Source organism: Parageobacillus caldoxylosilyticus NBRC 107762 (assembly GCF_000632715.1).
Taxonomy (GTDB): domain Bacteria; phylum Bacillota; class Bacilli; order Bacillales; family Anoxybacillaceae; genus Saccharococcus; species Saccharococcus caldoxylosilyticus.
Window position 1 is genome coordinate 12385 of the sequence record NZ_BAWO01000008.1, and the last position, 11542, is coordinate 23926.

Here is an 11542-nt window from a genome sequence, read left to right on the forward strand (position 1 = left end):
GATGAAATAAAAATAAATTTATATGAATTCTTTCTCTTATGGAAAGAATTTTAAACCGCTTTTGTTTACCACAGGGTGGCGATGACCATCGTCACAAATAAAATCGTCAAATAGTTAAGTGAATAAATAAACATCCATTTTGCCCACTTTAAATCATCTTTCATTTTAAACCCATAAAGCCCCAGCGCAAGCCACCCCACGTTTAATAACGTAGCAACAGTTAAAAACGGCACGCCTAATGAAAACAAATAAAACGGTAGCGGCAATAAGCACGCAACCCATACAATGATTTGCCGTTTCGCCATCGCAAAACCATGGACAACAGGAAGCATTGGGATGCCTGCAGCACGGTATTCTTCGCACCGCTTCATTGCTAGTGCCAAAAAGTGTGGCGGCTGCCATATGAACATGATTAAAAATAGAATGAGCGGAACAACATGGAAGCTTGGATCTACCGCTGTCCATCCAATTACCGGCGGCACTGCACCAGAAATGCTGCCGATAACAGTATTAAGCGTATAATTCCGCTTTGACCACATCGTGTACAAAAATACGTAAGTTACCATTCCGATCAGCCCAACGACAGCAGCGGTGGCCGTCGTCATTAGCAAGCTAATCGTTCCTACCGTTACTAGAGCGACTCCAAGCCAAAGCACCCGCTTTGGTTCTATCGTTCCCGTTACGGTCGGCCGTGTTTTTGTCCGTTCCATAAACTGGTCGATATCGCGGTCGATAAAGTTATTAATGCTGCATGAACCTGCTATAACAAGCGCAGCACCAAACAACGTAAAGAATACAATATGGAGGTTTTCCAAAAAACCTTCCCCCGTAAAATAGAGAGCCAACCATAGTCCGGTAAAAGTGGTGATTAAATTCGAGTTGACGATTCCTATTTTTATGACGGAGGAAAGCTCTTTCCAAATGGTCCCTATATTTACACGCGGGCGATCTCCCGCATGGGCAGTATTTGTTTTTAAATTTGACATTCTCCTGTTCCTCCTCATCACACCGCCAACTTTTATACGCTCAATGAACGGTGCCATATAAAAAATTTTCTTCATTTCCATCATATCATAATGCATTAGCAATCATCTTTGCAGGAAAATATTTCTTACATTAGAACAAATAAACCTATTTTCTCTTTATATTAAATCACATTTTCACGACATAATGTGAACTTTTTTTGAATAATTTGTGTCAAATTTTCGAATCAAAAAAAACACATTTATTCTCTTCTATCAGCAGAAAACGCTTTTACTACTTATCCCACTAATATTTCTAACAAACTTATTCAACTTATTCAATATGTAAACGTCATTTTGTTTTCTGCGTATCATCATGTAAAATTGTATTTGGCTAAATTGCCGTTTTTATTTCTTTTTTGTAAGATAAATGTATACTTTACTAAAATTATTGACAAAATAATGATTTCTCATTACAAGAAGGTGAAGATTTTGCAACGGTCTTTAAAATGGTTTGCATCGGCTACGACATTGGCAATGCTATTTGTCCTTATCGGCGGGGCACTCGTAACAAAAACCGGATCCGGCATGGGGTGCGGACGATCATGGCCGCTTTGCCACGGTCAATTCATTCCTTCGCAAATTACCCCTGAACTCGTCATTGAATTAAGCCACCGGCTCGTATCCGGTTTAGCTGGAATAATGGTGCTTGTCCTATCTGTCTGGACATGGCGAGCAATCGGGCATATTCGCGAAACAAAGTTTTTAGCGATCGTTTCCTTTGTCTTTCTCGTGTTGCAAGGATTAATCGGCGCCGCTGCCGTCGTCTGGGGGCAATCTGATTTTGTCCTTGCGCTGCATTTCGGCATCTCCCTCATTTCGTTCGCAGCCGTTTTTTTGCTAACGCTTCTTATTTTTGAAATCGACAAAAAATTTGACGCCGAGTCGCTCGTATTGGATCGAAAAATGAAATTTCACATTTACGGCGTCATCACTTATTCCTATATCGTTGTTTATACTGGCGCATTGGTCCGCCACATGCAGGCAAGTTTAGCGTGTCCAAGCTGGCCAATTTGCGCGAAAGCACGCATCATGCCTGTGCAGCTTCATGAATGGGTGCAAATGGGGCATCGCCTTGCTGCAGCGCTTATTATTGTTTGGATTTCGGTAGCAACGATCCAGGCAGTGAAATATTATAAGCAGCAGCGCGTTGTCTACTGGGGATGGATTATTTCTCTCATCCTTGTTTTGTTACAAATGATAACGGGCGCGCTGATCGTATTGACTCAATTAAATTTATATATCGCTTTAGCGCATGCGTTCTTTATTTCTTGTTTATTCGGCGTGCTCAGCTATTTGATGATGCTCGCGCTGCGCAGCAATCACCATCAGCAGCAAGTGAAGGAAACCAATGAGCCGACTAAATCAGTTCCATCAATATTGCTAAAATAAAGCGCTTGGGACAAACCCAAGCGCTTTATTTTATTTCGTCAATTCGATTAACAGGTCACCAGCCTGAATGGCGTCACCATTTTTTACATAAATGTCTTTGACAATACCCGAGAACGGCGCCTGCACTGTCGTTTCCATCTTCATCGCTTCCGTAATCATTAAATGGTCGCCTTTATTCACTTTTTCCCCTTTTTCGACGAGCACTTTCACGACCGTTCCTGGCATTGTCGCCGCAATATGATTCGGATTGGCACGATCTGCTTTAATGCGTTCGACGACTGCCGATTTAATGCTTTCATCGCGGATAATCACTTCGCGCGGCTGTCCGTTTAATTCAAAGTAGACGACGCGCGTTCCGTCCGCCTGCGGCTGCCCGATCGAAACGAGCTTGACAATGAGCGTTTTTCCTTTTTCGATTTCCACTTCGATTTCTTCGCCAAGACGCATTCCATATAGGAAAGTCGGCGTGTCCAACACCGAAATATCGCCATATTTTTTGACCGTTTCCGCATATTCTAAAAATACTTTCGGGTAAAGAGCGTAGGCCAGCACATCAAAATCGGTCACTTCACGGTCAAGAGCATGGTATAATTCTTCTCTTAATCGATCAAAATCTACCGGCTCTAGCAATTCCCCAGGCCGAACGGTAATCGGCTCGCGCCCTTTTAAAATAATGCGCTGCAATTCTTTCGGGAATCCGCCGTGCGGCTGTCCTAAATATCCTTCAAAAAACTCCACAACCGAATCCGGGAAGTCAAGCGTTTCACCGCGCTCGAAAATATCTTGTTCCGTCAAATTGTTTTGCACCATATAAAGCGCCATATCGCCGACGACTTTGGATGACGGCGTTACTTTGACGATATCGCCAAACAAGTCATTGACGCGGCGGTACATTTCTTTCACTTCATCCCAGCGGTCACCAAGCCCAACCGCTTTAGCCTGCTGCTGCAGGTTGCTGTATTGTCCGCCCGGCATTTCATGCATATACACTTCCGTATGCGGAGAATTCATGCCGCTTTCAAACTCTTGGTAAAACTTCCGAACGTCTTCCCAATAGCGGGAAAGCTGCTCGAGTCCATGTATATTGATCTCCGGCGCGCGCTTCGTTCCTTCTAACGCGTAATAAAGCGTATTGGCGCTCGGCTGCGACGTTAAGCCCGCCATGGAGCTAACAGCAACGTCAACGATATCTACTCCTGCTTCAATCGCCTTCGCATACATATAAATGCCATTTCCGCTCGTATCGTGCGTATGAAAATGAATTGGAATATCCACCGTTTCTTTCAACGCGGAAATAAGCACATAAGCCGCCTCCGGCTTTAATAAGCCAGCCATATCTTTAATTGCCAAAATATGCGCTCCCGCCTGCTCCAGCTCTTTGGCGATTGTTTTATAATAATCGAGATTATACTTCGGACGGCTTGGATCTAAAATATCTCCTGTATAGCAAACGGCCGCTTCAGCAATTTTGCCTGTTTGCCGAACGGCGTCAATGGCCACCGTCATTCCTTTTACCCAGTTTAAGCTATCAAAAATGCGGAATACATCAATGCCGGCTTGTGCTGATTTTTCGACAAATTCACGAATGACATTATCTGGATAGTTTTTGTAGCCGACAGCGTTGGCAGAGCGCAGCAGCATTTGGAACAAAATATTTGGAATTCGTTCCCTCAATTTTAACAAACGGTCCCACGGATCTTCTTTTAAGAAGCGGTACGCAACGTCAAACGTCGCCCCGCCCCACATTTCAAGTGAGAACAAATTTGGCAGCAGGCGCGCCGTCGGTTCGGCGATACGAACTAAATCGACCGTGCGCACACGCGTTGCCAGCAGTGATTGATGGGCGTCGCGGAATGTCGTATCCGTCAGCAATACGCGGTCTTGCTCTTTTATCCATTGAACGAGCCCTTCCGGCCCTTTTTCATCTAAAATTTGCTTCGTCCCGCCCGGAACCGGTTCAGCATAACTTACTTTCGGGATGCGCGGTTTATCAAATACCGGTTTTTTCTTTTTCCCGATTCCAGGAAAGCCGTTTACCGTAACCGTTCCAATATAGGTCAACATCTTCGTCCCGCGGTCTTTCCGGCGTGGGAAGACGAACAGTTCCGGCGTCGTATCAATAAACGACGTATCATATTCTCCCGATAAAAACTTTGGATGTTGCACGACATTTTCTAAAAATGGAATATTTGTTTTAATTCCACGGATTCGGAACTCCCGCAAGTTTCGCAACATTTTTCTTGCTGCTTGCTCAAACGTAAGCGCCCATGTGGACAATTTCACAAGCAAAGAATCGTAATATGGCGTAATCACTGCCCCTTGGAAACCGTTGCCCGCGTCCAAACGAACGCCAAATCCGCCGCCAGAACGGTATGCCATAATTTTTCCGGTATCCGGCATAAAATTGTTGAGCGGGTCTTCCGTCGTTACGCGCGACTGAATCGCATACCCGTTGATGCGAATATCTTCTTGCTTTGGAATGCCGACCTCTTTGCTATGAAGCGAATAACCGTCGGCAATCAAAATTTGCGATTGGACGATATCGATTCCTGTGATCATTTCCGTAATCGTATGTTCCACTTGAATGCGCGGATTGACTTCAATGAAATAAAAATCGTTTCCGGATACAAGAAACTCTACCGTCCCCGCGTTCACATAGCCTACATTTTTCATAAGTTTGACCGCAGCTTCACATATTCTTTGCCGCAATTCATCTGATAGCGAGACGCTAGGCGCCACCTCTACCACTTTTTGATGCCGGCGCTGTACGGAGCAGTCCCGTTCATAAAGGTGGACGATATTCCCTTCGTAATCCCCCAAAATTTGCACTTCAATATGTTTCGGTTTTTCAATCAGTTTTTCCACGTACACATCATCGCTGCCAAACGCCGCTTTCGCTTCGGATTTGGCGCGCTCGAACGCTTCTTTTACTTCCGATTTCGCCCGGACGATACGCATGCCGCGGCCGCCGCCGCCCAACGCCGCTTTAATAATGATTGGATAGCCATACGTTTCCGCAAAGCGCACGACCTCCTCCAAACTACGCACCGGCCCGTCGCTTCCCGGAATGACCGGAATCCCCGCCAATTCCGCCTGATGGCGGGCTTTTACTTTATCGCCGAACATATCTAAATGCTCTTCGTTCGGACCGATAAAAATAATTCCCTCTTCACGGCAACGTTTAGCGAATTGAATATTTTCCGAAAGAAAACCGTATCCTGGATGAATCGCATCGACATCGTGGGCTTTGGCAATCTCAATAATTCCTTCAATATCTAAATACGCTTCAATCGGCTTTTTTCCTTCGCCGACTAAATACGCTTCATCCGCTTTATAGCGATGATAAGAACCAGTGTCTTCCTTCGAATAAATAGCGACCGTACGGATGCCAAGTTCCGTGCAGGCACGGAAGACACGAATGGCGATTTCTCCACGGTTTGCGACAAGTACTTTGTTAATTCGACGTGTTTTCATATGTTTCTCCTCTCCTCCTTTCTAATAAAACTATAACGGTTTTCGCTTTTTGTAAATACGTTCTCTAAAAAGTCAGACCTTTTTTTTGCACTTTTTTCACAGTTTTTACCTTTCGTTTATAGTTTTCTTCGTATTTCGTAAACATCGATATGTTGACAAGCACTCCAAGAGAGGTCATAAACAGCATAAGCGAGGATCCTCCATAACTAACAAGCGGCAATGGAACTCCAGTAAGTGGAATCACTCCTGTTACGCCTCCCACATTAATAAACGTTTGAATGCCAATCATGACAGAAATTCCAATCGCAAGAAGACTGCCAAACGCGTCATTGCATTTTCTCGCAATCCACAATCCTCTTAACACAATGAAAGCTAAAAGGCCTAATGTAAATACTACCCCAAAAAGCCCTAGTTCTTCAGCAATAATTGCTATAATAAAATCGGTGTGCGACTCAGGTAAATAGCCATATTTTTGAATGCTTTTTCCTAATCCTAATCCTTTTATTCCTCCTAATCCAATTGCCAAATAGGAATTAACGAGCTGAAACCCTTCGTCATTAGCATATTTAAACGGATCTAAAAAGCTATAAATCCGTGACATCCGCTCCTTGGAAAAAATTTTATCGCCAAGGATAGGGATAATAATCGGGGACACGATAATGAACATAAGCATAAAGAACAGCAGCTGCTTAAACAACAAACGGAGCCGCAGCCCTGATGACAAAATTAAACACGAAGCAATCGCCAACACAATCATCGCTGTGCCAAAGTCGGGCTGAATCGCAATTAAAAAGCAAATAAACAACGTATAGTAAATCGGAAATAAATTGCTTTTTACAGGCTGGGATAATCTTTTTTGTTTATTGGCAAATGCTGCCGCTAAGTAAACGATCAGTCCGAACTTTGCCAGCTCGGCTGGCTGTAAGCTTAACGCGCCGACCCGAAACCAGCTTGTTGCGTTGTTCGCTGTATGTCCAAGAAACGCCACTGCGATTAACAGAAGCGGGGAGACAAAAAAGATTAATTTAACTAACTTTTCCTTCGCCCATACTTTATAAGGAATAATCAGTGTGATGAAAAATCCAATAAATGCTATAACAAGCCATAGCTTTTGCCGCTGATAAAAATAGTCGCTCGGCACCTCGAAGCGAATGACGGCAGTGATCATGCTCGAACTATAGACCATAATCAAGCCGAACAATGAAAGCATCACCACTGCGATAATCAACGGATAGTCGTAACACTTTAGCACCTTTTTCATGAGTTCCTTATCCATCATTCCTCTTCCTTATTTGCTAGTATGTACATTAAAATCATTCGTAATTGCCCTTTGTTTTCCTTCTTAAAAACAGAAAAACTCAAACGATTGCAACTTACCAACCGTTTGAGTTAACGATTTATTTTTATCGTACGCGCTTTTTTGTTACCGCCTCATGCAATGCGGAAAGCTCGCGCTCGAGCCGGTCGAGCAGCGCTTTGCCTTCCTTCTCATTCACCAGACCGAGACGCACGGCAAAATCAATTTCCCGTGATAGACCGAACATTTGCGTATCAAGCACTTCCTCATAGAGTGGACATTGCGGCATCGTCAAATTATCCATTTGCACTTGAATTAGCTTTACAATTTTATCGGCATCCGCTTGCAGAAGCGCGTACGCTTTTTCGCGATAGTTAATTGCATCGCCTGTCACATCCATCCCTCCGTTCTCCCCTAATCCTTCTTTAAATCTTAACGTGAAACATGCAATTTTGCAAGTTGAAACACTTGTCAATTGGAATGATAGAAGCGAATGAACAGCTTTGAGCATCAGCCGTAAACATTCTCCTCATAGTAATAGGAAAAAGATATGAACGCACATTACACATGACAAACTATCCATTTACCATTATACTAAAAACAGCAGCCGATGTAGAGGAGAGGATCAAAAATGAACGATATTATTCTGATAACGGGAAATGTAAAGTTTACCATTACGCTGGACCCGGGAGTATGGATTTTTGATGATCGTAAAATAGATTTACACACATACTTTTTAAACCCTTCCCATGGGCAGCAGCATGAGCAACAGGAAGAAGAAGAGGAAATCAAAAAGTTATCTGCTTTTTGGGATCGGGAAATTCAGGAAGGTGCCGTTTCTCCGCCTACGTTAAAGACAGAAAAACGCTTTTTGAAGGAAAAAATCATTACGGGGACGTTTGCAATGCCGCTCGCTCCCTTTTTGCGCAATGCGGAGCCGCTGCCGGATGCAAAGGAGCTGACAATCGTAACCGAGCATGATGAAATAACGATTTCGCTTCAACAAGCATATGAAGCGATTCTCGGCTTTTCTAAAGATGGAAAACCGTTAAGGGAAGACGGGCCCGTACATTTTTATTTTGGCGACGGTTCCAACCGCGAAACGCCGATTACCCATGTTCGCCGCTTTGTTGTCCGCTAAAGCTGGATGCCCCAGCGCCCTGGGGCATCCAGCTTTTTTTACAGTATATCCGCAGCAAGCTGCGCCAATGCAGAGCGCTCTCCTTTGATCAGGCGGACGTGCCCGGCAATCTTCTGGTCTTTAAATTTCTCCACGACGTACGTGAGGCCGTTGTTATATTCGTCCAAATATGGGTGATCGATTTGCTCCGGATCGCCCATCAAAATGATTTTGCTTTTCTCGCCGACACGCGTTAAAATCGTTTTTACTTCGTGTTTCGTTAAATTTTGTGCCTCATCAATGATAATAAACTGCTCTGGCAGGCTGCGGCCGCGTATATAGGTGAGCGCTTCTACTTCAATCGAACTCATTCCCGCTAAAATTGCATCTAATTCCCCTGTTTTTTTTGTGTTAAACAAGTATTCTAAATTATCAAAAATCGGCTGCATCCACGGGCGCAACTTTTCTTCCTTTTCCCCCGGCAAAAAGCCGATATCTTTTCCCATGGGGACGATTGGTCTGGCGACAAGCAGCTTTTTGTACGTGCGTAAATCTTCCGTCTGCATCAATCCCGCCGCAAGAGCAAGCAGCGTTTTTCCCGTTCCCGCTTTGCCAATCAAGGTGACAAGCTGGATGTCATCGCGCGTAAGCAGTTCAAACGCCATCGTTTGCTGCACGTTGCGCGGGCGAATCCCCCATATATGTTCATGATGAAACACAAGCTTTTTCACTTTTTTGCCGCTGTGATCGACAATGCCTATGGCAGAGGCGGAACCGCCAAACGCATCTTTCATAATGATAAATTGGTTTGGGTAAAAAGGATGATTGGCAATGTCGGCTAAAACGAGTTCTCCTTTTTCATAAAATCGTTGCAAGTGCTCTGTCCCTATGTATAGCTCGAGAAACCCAGTATAAATATGGTCCACATCGACAACGCGGTCGCTTAAAAAATCTTCTGCTTGCAAGCCAATTGCATCTGCCTTCACGCGCACAAGCGCGTCCTTGCTGACTAAAATAACAGAACGTCCATTTTCTTTTGCCTGTTCCTCGATAGATAAGTTTTTTGCTACCGCTAAAATGCGGTTGTCATTTGTTTTTTCCACAAAAATTTCCTGCAGTTGCTGAAAAGAGCGATGATTTAATTCAATGCGCAGCACTCCGCCGTTTTCGAGCGGAATTTTTTCATGCAGCTTTCCGTTTTCGCGCAGACGGTCGATCAGCTTCGATACTTGCCGAGCGTTTCTGCCGATTTCGTCCATGTACCTTTTTTTCGAATCAACTTCCTCGAGCACGACCGCCGGAATGACCACTTCATTGTCTTCAAACGAAAAGATGGAATATGGATCTTGCAGCAGCACATTTGTATCTAATACATATATTTTTTTTCCCAAATTACCACTCTCCCCATTTTTCATTTTTTACTTTCCACTATTGGACAGGAATGGTTGTTATATAAGATATGAAAAAATGCATAAAGATAGAAGAATGTTTGCAAAATAAAGTAAAAAAATGAGATAGAGGTGTGCAAACGATGAACTGGATCCGGTATTTGTTGGTTGCCTTATGCATTTGCTTATTGGGTGGATGTAATATAGGAAATGATGAGCGTGCCAATGACACAGAACGCTCGCTTGTTCGTGTCAAAAACACGACAGATGAAAAAATAACGAACAAGGCAGGCCAAGACATTGCCCACCGCCTCGCTGACTTAGCCAAGCGCGTGCCAAACGTAAACGATGCGACCGTGCTTGTGGTCGGAAAATACGCCATTGTTGGCATCGATATCGATGCAAATATGGATGCTTCGCGGGTCGGAACGATTAAATATTCCGTTGCTGAAGCGCTGCAAAAAGATCCTTATGGAGCTAACGCCATTATCATCGCTGATCCTGACCTGTATGCCCGCTTGAAAAACATCGCCAGACAGGTGGATAACGGTCGGCCTGTTCAAGCGTTTATGAACGAAATTGCCGACATCGTCGGACGGGTCATGCCGGAAGTGCCTAGCGATTTATTGGAAACGACACCACCGGAGCCAACCGACGAAAATGATTCGCAACTAAACAAGAAAGAGGAGCAGCAGCTTCATCGCCGTCAGGAAAAACAATCGAATGAATACTTAAATCAATAAAGAGCTTAGCTCAAAGCTAAGCTCTTTATTGATGAATGGCGTTGCATTGCCGCATATGTATCATCCATGTTCGGATTCATGATATAATAAAATTAAGACAACTCTTCTTCGGCTTACCCATCGGTTAAAGGGAAGTCTTCTTATTTTTCTGATACAAATTTGTATGAGCCAACGAGGTGGACAATGAGAGTTAAATGTGTTCTTTGCGACCGAATCGATACGATTGATGATGAATCGCTGCTGGCAAAACGGCTACGAAACCGCCCTATTCACACCTATATGTGTAAAGAGTGCTACGATCGCATCGCCGAAAAAACGAAGGCGCGGCTAGCAACTGGAAAATTTCGCATATATCGTTCCACATTGTCCGACGATGAATGGTAAATGTCGGTGTAGCCAGCCTTCTTTCCCGCTTGCCAGCAGCATCCTGGATTTTGCATCAAAAAAGCCGGGGACAAAAAACCCGGCTTTTTTAGGAAAGATAGTTGCGATATTTTTCTGGATTCTTTTCTATTTGCTCCAACATCACATCAATCAGTTCCACCGGAAACCGCGCCATTTGTTTTTCCCCGTTTCGCTCGTAGTGAACGATATACATTTCCCCGGCTCCATCTTTGTTGACTTGCAGTTCGGTAATTTGAAAATCGTGCCTTAGTATTTCGTAAAAAAAGGAAGCTGTCTCTTGGGCCGCCATATCGTCCGGACGCGCCTGTGCCACCACATAAATCGTCAGCCAATTATAAAGGGCATCTTGCAACGATTTCATCGCTTCACCGCCTTATTTTTCTTCTTTCATCTCGTGTCCTTTGGATTGGTATAGGCGGACTTTATAAATAATTAATACGAGAGCGGCGACCACCAATCCTTCCGCAATCGGCAAAAATACGGCAAAAAAGGTTAAAATCGTGCAGCCTAACGCCAACAACACATAGATAATGACGTTTTTAAGCAAGGGAAGCTTCTTGGCAAAACCGAGACGGTACACAACGGCAGCCAAAACAAAAATTGTAATGTAAAGAAGCCACATCCCTTTCTCCGGATTTGCGTCCACTTTATATAGCGATGCAAAAAACGTCAGGCGTTCTAAAACATCCACCAAATTCCCC

At 44.0% G+C, this 11542-nt stretch carries 11 protein-coding genes; 4 read left to right on the forward strand and 7 right to left on the reverse strand.

Features of this window, described 5'->3' with window-relative positions; translation table 11 throughout:
- Window positions 1–65: 65 nt before the first annotated feature.
- Window positions 66–986, reverse strand: a complete 921-nt coding sequence (gene cyoE, locus GCA01S_RS03530; protein WP_042407288.1) for a heme o synthase — start codon at window positions 984–986, stop codon at window positions 66–68.
- Window positions 987–1454: 468 nt separating this feature from the next.
- Here cyoE and GCA01S_RS03535 point away from each other — a divergent pair, with 468 nt between their 5' ends.
- Window positions 1455–2414 carry a COX15/CtaA family protein gene (locus GCA01S_RS03535; protein WP_153018055.1) on the forward strand — a complete coding sequence of 320 codons (960 nt, stop codon included), beginning with the start codon at window positions 1455–1457 and terminating at the stop codon, window positions 2412–2414.
- A gap of 30 nt (window positions 2415–2444) precedes the next feature.
- On the opposite strand, the gene pyc is transcribed toward GCA01S_RS03535, so the two are convergent.
- From pyc to GCA01S_RS03550, 3 genes are all read right to left on the reverse strand, one after another.
- On the reverse strand, window positions 2445–5888 hold the full coding sequence (gene pyc, locus GCA01S_RS03540) for a pyruvate carboxylase (RefSeq protein WP_042407290.1): 3444 nt from the start codon (window positions 5886–5888) through the stop codon (window positions 2445–2447).
- 64 nt (window positions 5889–5952) lie between these two features.
- Entirely contained in the window at window positions 5953–7164 is a 1212-nt protein-coding gene (locus GCA01S_RS03545; protein ID WP_017434659.1) for an FtsW/RodA/SpoVE family cell cycle protein, read from the reverse strand.
- 127 nt (window positions 7165–7291) lie between these two features.
- Entirely contained in the window at window positions 7292–7585 is a 294-nt protein-coding gene (locus GCA01S_RS03550) for a YlaN family protein (protein ID WP_081161298.1), read from the reverse strand.
- A 231-nt stretch (window positions 7586–7816) separates the two neighbouring features.
- On the opposite strand from GCA01S_RS03550, the gene GCA01S_RS03555 reads away from it, so the two are divergent.
- Entirely contained in the window at window positions 7817–8326 is a 510-nt protein-coding gene (locus tag GCA01S_RS03555; RefSeq protein WP_042407293.1) for a hypothetical protein, read from the forward strand.
- Between the two features lie 38 nt (window positions 8327–8364).
- Here GCA01S_RS03555 and GCA01S_RS03560 read toward each other — a convergent pair whose 3' ends face one another.
- Entirely contained in the window at window positions 8365–9696 is a 1332-nt protein-coding gene (locus tag GCA01S_RS03560) for a PhoH family protein (RefSeq protein ID WP_052510012.1), read from the reverse strand.
- A 140-nt stretch (window positions 9697–9836) separates the two neighbouring features.
- Between GCA01S_RS03560 and GCA01S_RS03565 the strand changes: the two genes are divergently transcribed.
- Both GCA01S_RS03565 and GCA01S_RS03570 read left to right on the forward strand, forming a co-directional pair.
- Window positions 9837–10436: a YhcN/YlaJ family sporulation lipoprotein gene (locus GCA01S_RS03565; protein ID WP_017434655.1), complete on the forward strand. Its 600-nt coding sequence runs from the start codon at window positions 9837–9839 to the stop codon at window positions 10434–10436.
- A 183-nt stretch (window positions 10437–10619) separates the two neighbouring features.
- Window positions 10620–10820 (forward strand): YlaI family protein, encoded by a 201-nt coding sequence (locus GCA01S_RS03570; protein ID WP_017434654.1) that lies wholly within the window; start codon window positions 10620–10622, stop codon window positions 10818–10820.
- 88 nt (window positions 10821–10908) lie between these two features.
- Here GCA01S_RS03570 and GCA01S_RS03575 read toward each other — a convergent pair whose 3' ends face one another.
- Together GCA01S_RS03575 and GCA01S_RS03580 are read right to left on the reverse strand one after the other, a co-directional pair.
- On the reverse strand, window positions 10909–11202 hold the full coding sequence (locus GCA01S_RS03575) for a hypothetical protein (protein WP_017434653.1): 294 nt from the start codon (window positions 11200–11202) through the stop codon (window positions 10909–10911).
- 12 nt (window positions 11203–11214) lie between these two features.
- Window positions 11215–11532 (reverse strand): YlaH-like family protein, encoded by a 318-nt coding sequence (locus GCA01S_RS03580; RefSeq protein ID WP_017434652.1) that lies wholly within the window; start codon window positions 11530–11532, stop codon window positions 11215–11217.
- Between the last annotated feature and the right edge of the window lie 10 nt (window positions 11533–11542).